The organism is Bacteroidota bacterium (genome assembly GCA_026391695.1).
Lineage (GTDB): Bacteria > Bacteroidota > Bacteroidia > Bacteroidales > JAGONC01 > JAPLDP01.
This window is the reverse complement of record JAPLDP010000063.1, coordinates 1-18,859: the sequence shown is the minus strand read 5'-3', so window position 1 is coordinate 18,859 and position 18,859 is coordinate 1. Positions and strand designations below refer to the sequence as shown.

The following is an 18,859-nucleotide window of genomic DNA, read 5'->3' as shown; positions in this document are numbered from 1 at the left end:
CAACCCTTATGGGGAGACAGCGCATATACTGGCAAGCGTTGTGACCAGTTAATCAAAGCAGCAGGAATGCAGAACCGTGTTCACAAGAAAGGTTATCGCTATAAGAAACTGACTGATGAACAAAAAGCGCAAAATACAATGGAATCCAGAACTCGGGCACGCATTGAGCATGTGTTCGGGTTCCAGTGGATTTGCCTGGACGCAGCCGGATTAATCCGACTTATTGGCTTTCACCGGTGTGCCATGGCAATCGCTTTACGTAACACTATTTACAACTTCTTTAGGGCGATCTTCCTGATAAAATCTAAAAAATTGGCTATCACTCTGTAAATCAAGTAAAAATGAGTCCGTAGGATACAAAAAGTCAAAGAACGATTATAAGTCCAGCACCGTTTAGCCCAATATGATGAGGCTTTCGGAGCTGAAAATTTAAAGTATGGTTGTTTTGTCTTTCAAATTTCTAATAAATAAAAGTTTTTAGAGGTACCCATAAGTATATTTAAACGAAAAATGGATTTTAGAACCAGTTGGATGAAAATCCCAGATTTCAGAGATCCTATGGATCATCCACTACTCACATGTCAAAGCTTATCCCCAGAATCGAAGGCGGTGGAGGAGGTGGATGTCCGATTTTAGTTTTCGGTATTACAAATACTTTATACGTTGAGGATTAAAACAATGAAGGGAAAGGCAACAGAAGATTTTATCAGACAAGTTCAGGGAAGATATTATGGAACAGTACTGGCCGATCCACCGTGGCAGTTCGATAACAGGACTGGGAAAGTAGCTCCGGAACATAAACGTCTCGCAAGGTACACTACTCTCTCTTTGGAGGAGATCATGGAGATACCAGTCGACTTTGTCACTGCTGAGAAAAGCCATTTATACCTTTGGGTACCCAATGCTTTATTGAAAGAGGGGTTAAAGGTGATGAAAGCATGGGGATTTGAATATAAAACAAATATCATCTGGCATAAAATTCGTAAAGACGGCGGTCCTGACGGCAGAGGGGTTGGTTTTTATTTCAGGAATACAACCGAAATATTGTTGTTTGGCGTAAAAGGTAAACTCCGCACATCCGATCCTGGAAGAACCCAGGTAAATATCATTAAAAGCCGCAAATAGGAACACTCACGCAAACCGGAGGAACAATATAAAATCATTGAATCATGCAGCCCCGGACCTTATATCGAACTTTTCTCACGAGGATCCCGACCAGGTTGGGATGTATGGGGGAATCAATCAGAAGATTATGAGCCTACATGGGATACTTATAAACATAACAGCAGATCGTTACATAGACAGGAAGTACTAAAGAAACATCTGCATGATGAGGATAAAAAAGATGAGGTTACATTGAAAAAAATTGATTCAGAGATATAAGATTGAATAGGTATTTTTCATTTTACATCTTCCATTTTTCATGTTTCATGTTTCATTCTTCATTAATTATAATTACAGTTTCAGCACCTGCAGGCAGTCACCTGATTCTAAATGGGAGATGAATGTTAATGGAATATCAGGATATTCCCGGGTAAAATGTCTGTACGCCGGTTTTTTGATTTTGTCGCATTGGTACTTGACTTCAAAGGCTTTTCGCTTTGAAAACGAATCTTCAACCACAAAGTCAACCTCTTTCCTATCCGCAGTTCGCCAGAAATGAATATTTTCACTGTCATAAAGTGACTCAAGGCGTTGGAAAATATAATTCTCCAATAGCTGTCCCTTGTCCTCCCTGTATTCAAATTCGCCAAATCGGTTCAACAGCGCATTCCGGAGCCCTGAGTCATAGAAATAAACTTTGGGCATCCGTGTCAACTCTTTTCTCAAATTACTGTAAAATGGCCTGATCAACTCTACATGAAAGCACTTCTGCAGCAGGTTTAAATACTGCTCAACGAGCTTATTATCAATACCTAATGAATGAGCCAGCTCATTTTTATTGACGAGGTTGCCTGTTTGTCCGGCTAAAAGTACCATTAGCCGGTATAAAGCTGTTTTATTTTTTATTCCCGATTCATCTATATCCTTCTTAATATAGGATGTCCGTATATCCTTCAGCATTTGTATTTTACCGTCTCTGTCATTTTCCAGCACGATGGCAGGATATCCTCCAAACAGGAGGTACTCTTCAAATAATTCCATTAATATTTTAATATGGACCGATATGTATTGCGACTGGCTGCGGAGTAACATCAGCTCCTGTTTTAGCTCTGTATGTCTTTTAAATTCAAGAAACTCCGCAAAATTTAAGGTGCGAACAATAAAAAGTCGCTTCCTTCCAGCCAGTGAATCCCTGAATTTCCTGTCGATATAAAACGCACTGCTGCCCGTGGCTATAATCTTTAATTGATCAGAATAGGTGTCGTAGAGATATTTTAAAAAATTGGATGGATCAGTAGCATATTGCACCTCATCAATAATAGCTATTGTCCTTTCAGTAGGCTGATCATCATGATTTGTCATTCCAACCGGCCGCCTGATGTATTTGAAGATGTTTTCAGGATGCGTATTGACGTGATAAAGAATATCCGGATCTTCAAATGAAATGTAGAAAACCGACTTGTTCTGATCTTTTAAATCCTGAAATAATTTGCGGGCTATAGTGGTTTTACCTGTCTGCCTGGCGCCCGTCAGGATCGTAAATTCCTTCCGCTGTATATGATTTACGATTTCATTATATATTTCTCGAGGGATGTACATAAGGTAATTTTTGTACAAAAATAGATAAATTATGATTATATCGCCAAAAATATCAGATATTTTTAGAAAATAATTCCAAACTTAACTAATAATTTTTTCTTTTTACTCCAACTTTAAAAATCATAAATCCTTTACAAATATATTTTGCATCTTTCATTTTTCATCTTTCATTTCTATTCCTTCCATATCTTTGATCTTTGCATATTTCAACTCCCCATGCCCGCACACGAAGCTCAGGCCCGAATAAAAATAAACAAATTGCTTGAAAGCGCCGGATGGCGCTTCTTTGACGATGCAGCAGGCAATGCCAATATCGTCATAGAAACGAATGTGAAGCTACGCCAGAACGACATCGACGCGATGGGTAATGATTTTGAGGAAACCAGAAACGGCTATGTCGACTTTCTGCTTCTTGATGAACGTGGATTCCCGTATGTCGTTTTGGAAGCCAAAAAAGAAAATAGAAATCCCCTCGACGGCAAAGAACAGGCTCGGCGCTATGCCAAATCTCTTAATGCCCGTTTTGTCTTGCTTTCCAATGGTAACCTGCACTATTTCTGGGACCTGGAAAAAAGTAACCCCTCGCTCATCACATCATTCCTCACACCCGGATCACTGAATTTTATACAGCTTTATAAGCCTAATCCGAACAGTCTGATAAATGAGGATGTGCGCGATGATTATATTGTGCTGACACAAAAACCTGATTATGCCCGTGACCCGCGCTGGACAGATGCATCCTTGCGCCGCCAGCTCATCCATGACTACGACCTGAAATTCCTTCGGCCCTATCAGATTCAGGCTGTCCGTTCCATTCAAAAAGCTGTTCAGGATGGCAGCGACCACTTTCTTTTTGAAATGGTTACAGGCACGGGCAAAACCCTCATAGCTGCTGCAGTCATCAAACTCTTTCTCCGCACCTCCAATGCCAACAGGGTGCTGTTTCTTGTCGACAGGCTGGAACTGGAAGACCAGGCGTGGAAGAGCTTCGTGAGGTATCTTAAGAACGATTTCAAGACCGTCATTTATAAGCAAAACCGCGACGACTGGAAAAAAGCAGAAATTGTCGTGACGACCATCCAGAGCCTGATGTGCGACGATAAATACAAATACCTATTCTCACCTACCGACTTTAACCTGGTCATCTCCGACGAATCACACCGCTCCATCGGCGGTAACAGCCGCGCTGTGTTCGAATATTTTGTCGGCTATAAATTGGGTCTCACCGCCACGCCGAAAGATTATCTGAAAAAAATTGACCCTGCAAAGATCAACCAGCGCGATCCACGTGAACTGGAACGAAGAATGCTGCTCGACACCTACCGCACCTTCGGTTGTGAAAGCGGCAACCCGACATTCCGTTATTCATTCATCGACGGCGTAAAAGACGGTTTTCTGGTGAATCCAAGAGTGATTGATGCAAGAACTGAAATTACTACGCAACTCCTGTCAGATCAAGGATATGCCGTGCTGGTGGATACGGAAGAAGGCACGGAAACAGAAGAACTTTTCTATCATAAGGATTTTGAAAAACGGTTCTTCTCCGACGAAACGAATATGATCTTTAGCAAGACCTTCCTCGAAAACGCACTTAAAGATCCCATCAGCGGCGAAATAGGCAAATACTCAAAAGATCAGGGATCGGATAGGGGAGGTTTGGGGCGAGAAGAAGTTATGAGTTATGAGTGATGAGTTATGAATTATAAGTTATGAATTATGAATCATTTAATAGAAAAACATGCAAGGGATAACAGGGTAGACGGAGCGAATAAATAAAATATTTTAAGTAGCTGAATTCAAGATAAAAGGGACTACTGTTAAAAATCGTACTGATTAGTGGTATACTTTCTGCCGGAATGTCAGGTTTTTTGAAAATCGATTTTCTATAGCCAATCCATTTCAACTCACATAAATAATACACTTTCCTCCGGAATCACTGGCACATTTTGCTTCGGGATATTCAGTATTTATTAGTTGAATGGGGTTTGGATGAAATCGGTACAATATGACATACCATAAAAATAATAAATAATATTTGAAATAAATTATTCATATTTCACTTATAAGTTAAATTTAATATATTTGCAAAACTCTTTTAATGATGCGATTTAAGTTGGTCAAACTGAATAAAATCAGTGGTGCAGAGGCTTCTGTGTATTCGATCTATATCTTTGATGAGAAAAAAACCTTATTTGATATTTTTATCGAAGAAAATAAAAATTTATTTAAAAGTGAACTAAATGATATTTTTAAACGTTTAAAGACTATTGGCCATAGAACTGGAGCAAGAGAGCAATTTTTTAAAATATATGAAGGTAAACTTGGAGACGGCCTATGTGCCTTGTTTGATACACCAAATAAAAACCTCCGGCTTTATTGTATCAGATATGGAAGTTCGCTCATAATTGTTGGTGGAGGAGGATTCAAACCAAAGTCTATCGACGCTTTTCAAGATGATGATAAACTTAAAACAGAAAATTTTTTACTTCGCCGGATAGCCGGTAAAATAAATAAAAGAATAAAAGACGGCGATTTGGAATTTGATAATGACGGAAAAGATTTAATAGGAGACATAGAGTTTTATGAAGAAGATTATGAATAAACCTGAAGCGTATCACAGTTCTGCTATGGATGAAATTTTTAAATCAATTACACCTTCAGAACAAAAAAGAACGGATCAAAAAATGCTTCTTGCGGCAAAAATTGATGATGCATTAAGAGCCAAAGCCTGGAAAAAGAAAGACCTTGCCAAAGCATTGAATAAAAGAGCGTCGGAAATTACGAAATGGCTTAGCGGTACACATAATTTTACTACCGATACCTTATGGGATATCGAAAAGGTGCTTTGTGTGGAACTGGTTAATATTGTTCCGCAATTGAAAAGTTCAGTCGTTAGTTGGCAGGCTTTTATCAGCAGTCCTGCTGAGCCAAATAAAATGTCTGAATTAAGTAAATATTCTTACCAAATTCTTTATAGTACTCTGTCTGAATCACATTCTGTTTATTTTAAAACACATAAAGAGGTAGTTCAACCTTCCAAAGTCTTTCTATCATGAGCAACGCTAATGAAAATAAGCCGGTAGGTTTCCAGTTTAAAGCCATCGAATTGCTGGATTTCTATCTTACCCATCCGGGTAAACCTTTACCTGACATGAAAACGTATAATTTCGATATACGTATCGATAATAAGATAAATTTAGAAAATAACCTTGTATTTATCATCGTATCCATAGATATCATCCATGAGGATAAAGAAACGAAGCTAGGCGGTATAAAAGTGAGTTGTATCTACAATGTCGAAAATTTAAAAGATATCTGCTCAGAAAAAGATAATTCATTCCTATTACCTGATGATATAATGATGGCTCTTAATTCTATATCTATATCTACTACAAGAGGAGCAATGTTTTCTCAATTCAGAGGTACCTTCATACATAATGCTGTATTACCAATCATTGATCCCAAATCGTTTATACAGAAAAAGGTATAAACTGATATTCCTATTTTAAATAATTCCTGAATATAAGGCATGACCCTTTATACGGAGTATACCTTGACATAAACCTTTGCGCCCTCTGCGCCTCCTTTGCGCCCTCTGAGATTAAATTAAAATGCTCATTATTTGGGATATGGCAATTTAATATCTCGTCCATGACGGGACTTGAATGTTATTGCGTATTAAATTTTCTACCGATATTTTGTTCCTAAGGAACAAAAATAATAGACTGTCTATCATGCCTATGAGAGTATAAAGGAGAGAAATCCCGGAATAAACCAGATTATAGTTTCTTGTCATGACAGAATTAGTTGTAAATGCAAGATAATTGGGAGAAGAAGGACTCATCAAGCGAATATTACCCGTGAATGGAATGTTTGAGAATATGAATCCTTGCCAGGAACACATAATTGAATCAGGAATGTTCCCCTCAAGCTCTTCTTTCGAAGGCTTCTTGCCTCTTAATGTCCTGAAAAAAACGGGCAGCTTTTCCAATAATTTTTCATCTTCAATCAGATCATTGGGTATAAATGATAATGCTGCCAAATCAAACAAAAGAAAATAATCATCTTCTCCATTTTTCAGTTTTACGATCTCTGCGATTTCTTCCAGGAACTTTTTGCTTTTAGGCGGAGGCAGTTTGCCACGCTCTATTTTACTCCAGTTACTTGGATCACCTTTGATCTGCCTGCAAAATTCTCTCAATGTGATTTCATTCTTAATCCTTAGGCTCTTGATAAATTCTCCAAAGCTTTTCATAAACCTTTTATTTATTAAAATTGCTTTTATTACTGTGGTATTTTTTTTCTACGTGGTAAAATTATACCACATTTTATAAAAATCCAAATTTTGGAATAAAAAAACACATAAATGATAGCAAATATCTTCATCAATTAATAAAGGACATAAATAATAGCAGTTATAAGATATGAATTTGTGGTGTAAAGTATGAGAAAAGAGAAATGTAATTTATACAAAAAGTCACCGGTGAAGATGAATTTTTTACCTCATTGAGACACTGAGAAACTCCTCCTTGATGCTGTTACAAATATCATATCTTCCTTAATCCCGTGGGGATTAAATATCGGTAGAAAAAACAAGACATTCAATCTTCGGAAGTCCCGTAGGGACGAAATATTATATCGTTCCCTATTCTGCATTGGATATTTTATATCACGTCCCTGACGGGACTTGAATGTTATTGCTCTATAAATTTTTCTACCAATATTTTGTTCCTAACGGAACAATCCTCTAACAACACCCATCGCTCCGGATCAATCTCATATTTTTGTCCTTCAGGGATGGTAATTGTATCCTCCCCATTAATCATTTCCAAATTTACTTAAGTCACTGAAAATCACGAATAATTAATGTCCGTGAGATTCCGTGTAATCCGTGTTAAATAAAAAAATGAACAAATATTTAGTATCTTTAAAATCCGATTCCCAAATCTTCAATCAAATTAAAAAGAGATGAAAAATAGTTTTCTTACTTTACTGTTACTATTCACTTTCACCACTGTTTCAGTTGCTCAGACAAATATAACTGTCTCAAATTCAATAGCAGATAATATTTTACATGGCAACTATGATCCGGCCGATTACACTCCGTCAACAATCCTCAACAATCCTGATTCTATTCTGCACGGGATCATCAATGATGTCTCAACGTATACCCTCCTTGCATATCTGCAAAAAATTAACTCCTATTATAACCGGAATTCTGGATCAGATACGACCTCTTCCACTCATGGAATAGGTGCCGTCAGACGCTGGATCTATAGCAAATTTGAGGAATTCAGTGCTGCTAACGAAAACCGTCTTGTCGTGTCGTACCTCGATTTCGACAAGGCTATCTGCGGCATGGGACACCACCGCAATGTCTTTTGTGTACTGCCGGGAATGGATACAACAAATAAAGAAATTCTTTTAGTAGAAGGACATTTTGATACCCGCTGTGAAGGGGGGTGCGATACGGCTTGCTATTCACCAGGTATGGACGATAATGGCTCAGGTGCTGTTTTGGTCATGGAACTGGCACGCATCATGAGCCGCTATGCTTTCGATCACACGATTGTGTTTACCACACCAACAGGTGAGGATCAGGGATTATATGGTGCAACAGCATGGGCAAATTATATTTATAGCCATTCGATGCCATTCATGGCATGTTTTAATAATGACGTAGTCGGCGGTACCATTTGCGGCATGACTTCATCACCGCCCTCCTGTCCCGGTTACAATGATATTGATAGTACCCATGTCAGGATTTTCTCCTATTCGTACCTCAACGATTCAACCAGAAATTCGAAGCATAAACAACTGGCAAGATACATCAAGCTGCACCAGGAAGAACGCATCAATCCGCTCTTGGAAACACCCTTGACAATAAACATCATGATCAGGGAAGATCGTTTAGGCCGTGGTGGCGATCAAATCCCTTTCAGGCAAAAGGGCTATACTGCTGTGCGGTTCTGTGAGCAAAATGAAAATGGAGATGGTACCGGCACGCCTCCCGACAGGCAACATACCACAAACGATATTATCGGTCTTGACACCACAGCACCTCCTGATGGTGTTATTGATACTTTCTTTGTCGATATGAGGTACCTTCGAAGAAACATAATCGCTAATGGTGTAAACCTCGGATTTTTGGCTATTTCACCACCTCAGCCCGCCCCGGTTTTTAATCCCCTGCCTGATGGTGTTGAAATAGATCTGGAGGGATCCGACACGCTTTTCAAGCATTACAGGGTTGGCATTCGCTCACAGGGATCAGGTTCACTTTATTTTGATACCGTCATGACATTTATGAATACACATCATCTTGTTATAAATGGACTCTCCACCTCAAAGACCTATTATATCAGTGTTATGAATGTCGAAAATTCAGTCGAAAGTTTAATATCAGATGAGTATTCCTGGTCAACCGTTGGTATCAGGAAAATACCGGAACATGGCACAGGCATCAATATGAATCAGAATATGCCAAATCCAGCTTCTGAAACTACTACCGTACTTATCGACGTGCTTCAGCCACTTATTAAACCGGATGCGGAAATAATCATTAAAGACATGACCGGCAGAGTAATGGACCGGATTCCGGTTCGACTAATGACAGGCGCAAATAAAATCACCTACTCAAATATAAAACGGCTACAGGGTTTATTCACATATTCACTGTCAGTTGAAGGCAGGATTATCCAGACAAGAAAAATGGTTTTATTATAAAATTTTAACAACTATTCTTATTCATGAGATCCAGATTTATATTTCTTCAATTTTCATTTTTCATTTTTACTTTTTCAATTTTATCCTGCCACTTTGTGCAGAAAGATACCTGGCAGCCAGCCGATTGTCAGCTTCCCACCCGTTGGACCAACCTCGTCCACCCGGGTAATGCCTGGCCTGATTATCCACGGCCTCAGATGGTACGGGGTGATTGGAGTAACCTCAATGGTTTATGGGATTATGCCATCACGTATATAAATGAAGACGCTCCTTCCATTTTCCAGGGTAAAATTCTGGTTCCGTACCCTGTCGAGTCGGCATTATCCGGTGTTAAAAAAAATGTCGGTAACGACCAACGGATATGGTACCGGCGGGAATTTACAGTTCAGCCCGGATGGAAGGGTCGTAAGATACTTCTGCATTTTGAAGCAGTCGACTGGGAAACAATCGTCTGGATGAATGGAAAAAAGATAGGTGTGCATCGTGGTGGGTATGATCCATTTGCTTTTGATATTACGGATGCTTTAACAACCGAAGGTAAACAGGTCCTTCTGGTTTCAGTTTGGGATCCAACCGACCACGGTTGGCAACCACGTGGAAAACAGGTGTCAAAACCTGAAGGGATTTTCTATACCTCCACAACAGGTATCTGGCAAACCGTATGGATTGAACCCGTTGGAGAGAATTATATATCTGACATTAAATTTTATCCGGATATAGATAACCTGACTTTGAACCTGACTGTCATTTCCAGTAACCCTCATCCGGGTGACTCCATAGCCATCAACATCTTCGACAATGAAAATCTTATCAGGCATTTGAAAGCCAAACCTGATGAATCTATAAAGATCAAATTTGACAGTTGCCGTTTATGGACACCTGAATCACCGGTTTTATATGACCTGGACATTTCATTGTACCATAAAGGTGAATTGCTCGATGAGATTTCCTCCTATTTCGGCATGCGTAAAATTTCTTTGGGAAAGGATGAAAAAGGCATCACCCGCCTGATGCTGAATAATAGGTTCGTTTTTCAGAACGGACCTCTCGATCAGGGCTTCTGGCCTGATGGCATTTATACCCCACCTACCGATGAAGCCATGTGTTACGACCTTCAGGTTATCAAAAAACTTGGATTCAACATGTTAAGAAAACATGTGAAGGTCGAGTCACAAAGATTCTATTACTGGTGCGACAAAATTGGAATCCTGGTATGGCAGGACATGCCTAGTGGATATAAGGCTATACCCGACAGTGATTCTGATACAATCCGTCCTGATGAAACAAAAAAACAATTTGAACTTGAATTGGAAAGACTAATTACGAACCATTTTAACCATCCAAGCATTATCATGTGGATTCCATTCAATGAAGGCTGGGGGCAATATGAAACAGAAAAAATTGTCGGACTGATAAAAAGCCTGGATCCAACGCGTCTTGTTGATAATGCCAGTGGCTGGACCGACTGTAAAATGGGAGATATCATTGACATTCATAATTATCCTGAACCGAAGTCACCTCAGCCGGAAAGAAACCGTGCTGCAGTTCTGGGCGAATTTGGTGGGCTGGGGTTAAGGATCGAAGGTCATACCTGGCAGAAAGAAAACTGGGGATACAGACAACTTGGTTCTTCCGATTCATTGTTGATCTTGTACAATGATTTTTACGACCGTGTGCGGTCATTCATCGGTAATCCTGGTCTTAGCGCTAGTATTTATACACAGATCACTGATGTGGAAACCGAATGTAATGGACTGATGACGTATGATCGTGAAGTAATAAAGATGGATGAAAGAAAGTAAAATAAATACTAAATTAATCCTTTCTTATGTTTCTCACCTATCACCTTCAGCATATCAACTGTCATTTTCTCAAGGTTCCATTTTGGATGCCAGCCCCACTCAGCCCGCGCTGCAGAATCATCCATCTTATTAGGCCAGGATTCTGCAATACTTTGTTTAACCGGATCAACATTATACTCCATTACCAAATCGGGTATATGTTTTTTAATTTCCCTGAAAATGATCTCAGGATCAAAGCTCATGGCAGTCACATTAAATGCATTCCGGTGAATGAGTTTGGAAGGATCAGCTTCCATAACCTGGACAGCTGCATCCAGTGCATCAGGCATATACATCATGTCGAGGAATGTACCTGACTTAAGAGGACAGGTGAACCGCTTTGTTTTAATGGCAGCATAAAAGATCTCAACAGCGTAATCCGTTGTCCCTCCACCGGGCAGTGTGACATTGGAAATGATGCCAGGATAACGTAACCCACGTGTGTCAACACCAAAGCGTTTGAAATAATAGTCACTTAAGAGCTCGCCGGTAACCTTTGTTACACCATACATGGTCCGTGGCCTCTGGATCGTATCCTGTGGAGTGTTATCCAGTGGTGTCGTCGGGCCAAAAGCACCGATAGAACTGGGAAAGAAAACTGCACATTTATTTTCCCGTGCAACTTCCAGGACATTATAGACACCGTTCACACCTACATTCCAGGCCGCCTGTGGCTTCTGCTCTGCAACAGCAGAAAGTAAGGCAGCCAGATTAAATATGGTATCAATATGGTATTTCTTTACGATTTCTGCGATTCTTTCAGGCTCAGTGGCATCAACAAGCTCAAGTGGACCTGAATTTGCAAGCTCTTCACTGGGCATAGTCTTGCGGTATCCGGCAACTACATTACTGCTACCATAAATCTCGCGCAAGCGCATGGTCAGCTCCGATCCAATCTGACCGACAGAGCCAATAATTAAGATCTTTTTCATAATGAACAATTTAGTTAGTTGTTATTCCGTTAACACGTGGCGCAAAAATAAGAAAATTTATATATCCAGAAAGATAAATTTTTGTGCCCCGCGCCTCTCAATCCATTTTAATCTCTATATTTGCACCTCTGTTATAAAAATAACAATATACTAACTCAAAACTTTAGATTATGTACGGAAAAATTAAAGCTTATCTGAGAGAAGAAATAAACAAAATAGAAGAGGCTGGCCTTTATAAACACGAGAGGATCATCGAAAGTGAACAAGGTGCTGAAATCGTCGTCAAAGGAAAAAAATGCCTTAACTTTTGTGCCAATAACTATCTTGGCCTTTCTTCTCATCCCGAGTTGATAAAAGCTGCACATGAAGAAATCGACCACAGGGGATACGGCATGTCATCTGTCAGATTCATCTGTGGGACCCAGGATATTCACAAGGAACTGGAACGGAAAGTGTCGGAATTTTTGGGAATGGAAGATACTATTCTGTTTTCGTCCTGTTTTGATGCCAATGGTGCTGTTTTCGAACCTCTCCTTGGACCAGAAGATGCCATCATTACCGATGCATTGAACCATGCCTCTATCATCGATGGTATTCGTCTCTGCAAAGGTCAGCGCTGGATTTACAATCATGGTGACATGCGGGATGTTGACGAAGTCGATCAGACTACCGGCAAATCAGGTAAAGGGCTTGAAAGGTGCTTGAAAGAAGCCCAGAATTGCCGTTTTAGATTAATTGCCACAGATGGCGCCTTCAGCATGGATGGCGATATTGCCAAACTGAAAGAAATCTGTGACCTGGCTGACAAATATGATGCAATGGTCATGGTCGACGACAGCCATGCATCCGGATTCATGGGCAAGAACGGAAGAGGTACACATGAACACCATGGAGTTATGGGCCGGGTTGATATCATTACCACTACCTTTGGAAAAGCACTGGGAGGAGCCTCCGGTGGATGCATCTCCGGAAAGAAAGAGATCATCGAATGGATGCGCAATAAAGCACGCCCCTACCTGTTTTCGAATACTGTTGCTCCAGCGGTTGTCGGTGCTACAATCCGTGTGATGGACCTCTTATCCTCCACAACTGAATTACGGGATAAACTGGAAAAAAACACCCAGTATTTCCGCGAAAAGATGACAAAAGCCGGATTCGATATCGTTCCCGGAGTCCATCCGATAGTTCCGATCATGTTCGGGAAGTACCCCGACAGCGCAAAACTTGCCGTGAAATTTGCTGACCGTATGCTTGAAGAAGGCATTTATGTCATCGCCTTCTCTTTCCCTGTTGTACCAAAAGGAAAAGACCGCATCAGGGTTCAGATATCTGCAGGTCATGATCAGGACCACCTTGATAAGTGCATTGCAGCATTCACTAAAATTGGATCAGAACTCGGTGTGATTAAGTAAAAAGGCTGACATCAAAGGTAGTATTGAAATACTAAAAAAGAATAATTTTACAGGTACAGAAAGCCATTGATCGTTCTTTAAAATTTTGTCTTCAGAAAATCCTCCTCAGCAGAGAAGGGTCAGTATCACCGGAATGAGGAATCAGTATGGCCGGAATAGACAAGAAACTGTTGATCCACTTCGGTGGAGATACTTTTATCAATGATTGTCATAGTATTTCATCGTTACTGTTTGTTTCGGCTCCGCTCAACGAACAGTCGGCTGCTGCCTGAGCGGAGTCGAAGGCAGCATTACTAAAATGGCTTTCATTTTTACACTCCGCCAAACTTTTAAGTAATTCACGCCTGTTGTTTATTAAAGCTTCTTTCTTTGCTCTGCTCCATCCTTGCACTTGTTTTTCTCTGTAAAAAGCCTCATCAATTCTGCTAAATTCTTCAAAGTAAACCAATTTCACAGGAAGTCTCTTTTTTGTATGGTTTGCCCCTTCGCCGTTTTGATGTTGTTCAAATCTGCGTTCCAAATCATTCGTACTACCTGTATAATAACTACCATCTGCACATTGTAAAATATACATATAGCCTTTCATAGCAAACCTTTTATATTTAAGAGAATTTGGTTTATTTCTTCGCCCAGGGCTTTCATCTCCTCTAAAATCGCTTGTGGTTGGCGTAGAGTTACTTCTTCTTTTTTATTGGGATTTTTGGCGCTGAGGTCATACCGCAAACCCAGAATTTATTTCAGGGCTGGCGCCAAATGAAGCCTTACTTATTAGCCAAAGGTTTTAAATTTTCTCTGTTAATTCTTGTAAAATTTGTTGAGTACGTTTTTTCTTTATTTCCGGGTCTTCTTGCTGCAAATATTCAATTCCCGAAAAAGTATTTCCTTTTTTTCTATTTTGCCGAGGCTCGATACTTTCTATTAATATAGCTTCAAGAGCATCAGCTATTTGTTGAATTGTTAATTCGTTATAAGTTTTTTTATTTGTCGTTAATCCCCCTTTTTCAGAAACACAATAAAAACCAAACCAGGAAAATCTATCCCAACGACCACTAAATCTATCCATTGTATGTTGATATAATCTTTTCCCAATTGTTTGGTCAATCGCTTGTCCGACATAAATTGTTTCCCTGCTATCATGAAGCAAATAAATTCCTACTTGTTCACTAAAATTTACAGGAGTTGCTCCAATTTGTTGAACCCCAAATAAGTCTGGATTAGGTTTCCATAAAACTTGTGTTCTGTTCCAATATATCCCTAGTGCTTCAATAATTAATTGTTTACCAATAATTATTTCTGTCGTTTCTATATCTGTAATAAGTTCACTTTCAATATCGAGAAACTTTCTTAGAATATATTCTCCTTTATCAACCTTAGCGAATATTGATTTGTCTTTATTGTCTTTAATATCGCCATTGATATAGGCATTTACTGTATTTGCTGGTGTAGCTCCAACAGATATTCTATATTCACGTTCAGATATAAGTTCAGCAATTTCAGTATAGTTAAGAGACTTCTTTTCATCTTCCAACACTTTAGCTATGGCATCTAACCATTTTAATTCTTTTTTACTCATATTGTCATTTTTTGCAGGGTATTTTTTCTGAAACTTGTGGCTAAATTTATTTACGATTTCATCTGCAAATTACGAAAAAAATAAATAATAAAAATCGATAGATATTTCTTACAGATAAATCAGGATTGAACACCTATCCCGGTTTATTGGGAAAGCCGCGTGTAAATCAATAAGATCACCCATGTGAAAGCAATTATTGATAAACTTATTGATACGGCGCTTTTAGGATGTACAACAAGTTAAATAGTGACTTATTTCAATCAATAATCAGAAAGCCTACTGTGCGTAATTTCTCAATTAAGCCATATTCTTTGAATATAATGACCTACAAATAATTGCTTCTCTGATTATTGCTGTATATTTGTATATATTAGAATTGTTACAATCATGGGTATGAATCCCAGGTACGCATTATTGTGATTACTCTAAAAAATCAAATAGACAACCGTCATGAAAACACTCATTTATACTTTTGTACTTTCTTTCTGTTTTGCAACTACTAATGCACAAACTCCATTCAGTATATTATGGCAAAAATGTTTTGGAGGTTCAAGCTGGGATGTAGCCAGCTCTATTCAACAAACCACTGATGGTGGTTATATTACTACAGGTTTTACTGAATCGAATGATGGAGATGTAACAGGAAAACATGGGGGAAGTGATTACTGGGTAGTTAAGATAAATCAATTTGGTGAAATACAATGGCAAAAATGCTATGGTGGATCAAGTAACGAAGGTGCAAACTCAATTCAACAAACCACTGATGGTGGCTATGTGATTGTAGGTGCTACTGGCTCAAATGACGGAGATGTAACAGGAAATCATGGAGGAGGAGATTACTGGGTAGTTAAGATAGATCAATTTGGTGAAATCCAATGGCAAAAATGCTTTGGTGGATCAAGCAACGATTATGCCTGGTCTATTCAACAAACCACTGATGATGGTTATGTGATTGCAGGTCTGACTTACTCGAATAACGGTGATGTAACAGGAAATCATGGAGGAGGAGATTACTGGGTTGTTAAGTTAGACCAATCTGGTGAAATACAATGGCAAAAATGCTTTGGAGGATCAAGTTGGGATGAAGTACGCTCTATTCAACAAACTACTGACGGTGGTTATGTGGTTGCAGGCTATACTTACTCAAATGACGGGGATGTAACAGGAACTCATGGAGACGCTGATTACTGGGTTGTTAAGCTAAGTCAATCTGGTGAAATACAATGGCAAAAATGCTTGGGAGGATCAAGTTGGGATGAAGCCCACTCTATTCAACAAACCACTGATGATGGTTATGTGGTTGGGGGTAGTACGTACTCAAATGATGGGGATGTGACAGGAAAGTCTGAAGGCCCTAGCGCTGATTACTGGGTTGTCAAGCTAAGTCAATCTGGTGAAATACAATGGCAAAAATGCTTGGGAGGATCAAGCAACGATTGGGCATTTTCTATCCAACAAACCATTGATAGTGCTTATGTGGTTGTAGGCTATACTTACTCAAATGACGGGGATGTAACAGGAAATCATGGAGACGCTGATTACTGGGTTGTCAAGCTAAGTCAATCTGGTGAAATACAATGGCAAAAATGCTTTGGAGGATCAAACTACGATTATTCATTCTCTATTCAACAAACCATTGACAGTGGTTATGTGGTTGGAGGTACTACCAGCTCAAATGACGGTGATGTAACAGGAAATCATGGACTTGACGATTACTGGGTTGTTACGCTATGTAATGGAAACCCTTTGTCTATTTCAATGTCTGATTCTAACTATTGCTTTTCCACATCACTTATTGCGACCTCTGGATTTGAGAGTTATTTGTGGAGTACTGGGGACACGTCAACAATAATCGAAGTTATCGCAGGTGGCTATTATAGTTTAATAGGGACTAATTCAACAGGATGTCCATCTGAAGCAGCAATAATCGTCCCTGATCCACTCCAACCTTATAATGGAGAGCAGATATGCCTGGTTACTCTTGATACTTTAACAGATAAAAATGTTATTGTGGTCGAAAAAACGCCAAGCGTTGGAACAGACTCTATTCTGATTTACCGATTGGATAACCAGACAAGCCAATATAGATGGATTGGTTCTATTGGCATTGATTCCGTTAGCGTATTCATAGATGATTCTTCCATTCCAGCTCAGCAAAATTATCAATACAAACTTTCAGTCAGGGATACTTGCGGCAGAGAAAGTGGACTGAGCAGTGCACACCGCACAATGCTTTTATAAGCAAACATCGGTATCAACAACGAAGTAAATCTATTCTGGAATCCTTATGAAGGCTTTAGTTACCCCAATTTTGAGATTTATAGAAGTGTTGCAGGCGAAGAATTTATCCTGATAGCCAATGTTCCTAATAATACATACACTTTCACGGATCTTACCCCTCCGTCTGGAGAGAAAAAATATGAGGTCAGGGTTACAAAGGAAACCTCGTGTAATCCAACAAGGACAGTCTATGGCTATGTATCTTCCAATATAATAAACATCGAAGGATCAGGAGGTCTTGATGAAACACAGTTCAAGTCCTTCAGAATATACCCAAATCCTGCTGGTGAAAATCTTACAGCTGAATGGGATCAGTTAACTGAAGATTTCACAGTGCAGTTGACAGATATTTATGGCAGACAGCTGATAACCTATAATGTCAGTGCAGTTAAAAACAAACTTACTATTCCTATAAATAATTTGCTATCAGGTATGTACATACTTAGAATAAATGGACTGTATTCAATGCGGTTTGTCAAGCAGTAGTACCTCATCTTTGTGATGATCTGGTTTTTTTGGCTAAATAATATTTTGATGTGCCAGGTAAATTGATTTGCAGGAATGAATGCGAAAGATTTCAATTTGTTGTTGCCAAGTTCTTTGATATGTTTTAATGCGAATAGAAGTGATGTTCATAGAAAAAGATAAATGGAGAGAGAATGTTTTTATTTTAGTACTTTCTTTTGCTTGTCTCCCGCCTTCCGGCGGGATAAACTCCAGAAAGTACTAAAGAAAAGGACAGCCTGGGTTTTCGGCGACCCACTCCTTGAATATCCAATATCGATCATTCGAAGTAGAATTCGAAGTTTAAGTCGAAGTCGAAGTCGAAGACGAATTGATTGTTGAAGTAGAATGACACCTGTTATAATCGACCTTTGGGAGTCGTAGAATATTGCAATTAAATTGCCATATTAACTAATCGACTAATCACTATTGTCCGGTTAAAATTCAATTTCGTCCCTACGGGACTTAATTCTATTTTGTAATTTACTTTCTACCAATATCTTGTCCCTACGGGACAGTCCCGTTAGGGACTAAATAACGGTAGAATAATAAATAACCCCTGATTTTTTTAAGTCCCATCGGGACGCAATATTGATAAGGCTACTGGCATGTTCCTCCCTTTTTATCCGGACAGTAGTGATCGACTAATTGACAAATTTTCAAATTTTCAAATTAATTTCCTGCCCCGCCTGCAAACCCTAAGGCCTTTAAAAGGACACCGCCTTATAAAAATCACGTTAATAAAATTGAGCACGAAGGCGTTAAAAAATTTATGGTGTTTGACCCCGATTTTAATCGGGGGAGTTCATAAATTTTAGCCTGAGTGCTCAATTTTTAGTGATTTTTATGCAGCGGTGACTTTTCTTTGCTTCTTTCTTTGTGTGGCAG

13 protein-coding genes and 3 pseudogenes are annotated in these 18,859 nt (G+C 39.2%); 11 read left to right on the top strand and 5 right to left on the bottom strand.

Annotated elements, in window-relative coordinates:
- The 3 genes and pseudogenes from NT175_07880 to NT175_07870 all read left to right on the top strand — a co-directional run.
- Positions 1-330: IS5/IS1182 family transposase (locus tag NT175_07880; GenBank protein ID MCX6234627.1), on the top strand; the 330-nt coding region annotated here is incomplete at its 5' end.
- A 224-nt stretch (positions 331-554) separates the two neighbouring features.
- Positions 555-674 (top strand): annotated as a pseudogene (locus NT175_07875) (BglII/BstYI family type II restriction endonuclease).
- 4 nt (positions 675-678) lie between these two features.
- Positions 679-1,383, top strand: a pseudogene (locus NT175_07870) (MT-A70 family methyltransferase).
- A 72-nt stretch (positions 1,384-1,455) separates the two neighbouring features.
- Here NT175_07870 and NT175_07865 read toward each other — a convergent pair.
- Positions 1,456-2,703, bottom strand: a complete 1,248-nt coding sequence (locus NT175_07865) for an ATP-binding protein (protein ID MCX6234626.1) — start codon at positions 2,701-2,703, stop codon at positions 1,456-1,458.
- Between the two features lie 216 nt (positions 2,704-2,919).
- Between NT175_07865 and NT175_07860 the strand changes: the two are divergent.
- The 4 genes and pseudogenes from NT175_07860 to NT175_07845 all read left to right on the top strand — a co-directional run bounded on the left by NT175_07860 (position 2,920) and on the right by NT175_07845 (position 6,193).
- A pseudogene (locus NT175_07860) lies at positions 2,920-4,326 on the top strand (DEAD/DEAH box helicase family protein).
- A gap of 475 nt (positions 4,327-4,801) precedes the next feature.
- Positions 4,802-5,305, top strand: coding sequence for a hypothetical protein (locus NT175_07855; GenBank protein MCX6234625.1), 504 nt, complete (start codon positions 4,802-4,804; stop codon positions 5,303-5,305).
- On the top strand, positions 5,286-5,759 hold the full coding sequence (locus NT175_07850) for a helix-turn-helix transcriptional regulator (GenBank protein MCX6234624.1): 474 nt from the start codon (positions 5,286-5,288) through the stop codon (positions 5,757-5,759). Before NT175_07855 ends, NT175_07850 begins: the two co-directional genes overlap by 20 nt.
- Positions 5,756-6,193, top strand: coding sequence for a hypothetical protein (locus tag NT175_07845; protein ID MCX6234623.1), 438 nt, complete (start codon positions 5,756-5,758; stop codon positions 6,191-6,193). Before NT175_07850 ends, NT175_07845 begins: the two co-directional genes overlap by 4 nt.
- Before the next feature lie 147 nt (positions 6,194-6,340).
- Here NT175_07845 and NT175_07840 read toward each other — a convergent pair whose 3' ends face one another.
- A complete protein-coding gene (locus NT175_07840; protein ID MCX6234622.1) occupies positions 6,341-6,958 on the bottom strand; it encodes a helix-turn-helix transcriptional regulator in 618 nt (205 codons plus the stop codon).
- A 713-nt stretch (positions 6,959-7,671) separates the two neighbouring features.
- Here NT175_07840 and NT175_07835 point away from each other — a divergent pair.
- Both NT175_07835 and NT175_07830 read left to right on the top strand, forming a co-directional pair.
- Positions 7,672-9,429 (top strand): M28 family peptidase, encoded by a 1,758-nt coding sequence (locus NT175_07835; GenBank protein MCX6234621.1) that lies wholly within the window; start codon positions 7,672-7,674, stop codon positions 9,427-9,429.
- 23 nt (positions 9,430-9,452) lie between these two features.
- Positions 9,453-11,231, top strand: a complete 1,779-nt coding sequence (locus tag NT175_07830; GenBank protein MCX6234620.1) for a beta-galactosidase — start codon at positions 9,453-9,455, stop codon at positions 11,229-11,231.
- A gap of 8 nt (positions 11,232-11,239) precedes the next feature.
- Here NT175_07830 and NT175_07825 read toward each other — a convergent pair whose 3' ends face one another.
- Positions 11,240-12,202: an NAD-dependent epimerase/dehydratase family protein gene (locus NT175_07825; GenBank protein ID MCX6234619.1), complete on the bottom strand. Its 963-nt coding sequence runs from the start codon at positions 12,200-12,202 to the stop codon at positions 11,240-11,242.
- 170 nt (positions 12,203-12,372) lie between these two features.
- Here NT175_07825 and kbl point away from each other — a divergent pair, with 170 nt between their 5' ends.
- Positions 12,373-13,614: a glycine C-acetyltransferase gene (gene kbl, locus NT175_07820; GenBank protein MCX6234618.1), complete on the top strand. Its 1,242-nt coding sequence runs from the start codon at positions 12,373-12,375 to the stop codon at positions 13,612-13,614.
- Between the two features lie 208 nt (positions 13,615-13,822).
- Here the strand turns inward: kbl and NT175_07815 are convergent, their stop codons facing one another.
- A complete protein-coding gene (locus NT175_07815; protein MCX6234617.1) occupies positions 13,823-14,200 on the bottom strand; it encodes a GIY-YIG nuclease family protein in 378 nt (125 codons plus the stop codon).
- Between the two features lie 195 nt (positions 14,201-14,395).
- Positions 14,396-15,187: an HTH domain-containing protein gene (locus NT175_07810; GenBank protein ID MCX6234616.1), complete on the bottom strand. Its 792-nt coding sequence runs from the start codon at positions 15,185-15,187 to the stop codon at positions 14,396-14,398.
- Between the two features lie 450 nt (positions 15,188-15,637).
- Between NT175_07810 and NT175_07805 the strand changes: the two genes are divergently transcribed.
- Positions 15,638-17,428, top strand: coding sequence for a hypothetical protein (locus tag NT175_07805; GenBank protein MCX6234615.1), 1,791 nt, complete (start codon positions 15,638-15,640; stop codon positions 17,426-17,428).
- Positions 17,429-18,859 lie beyond the last annotated feature (1,431 nt).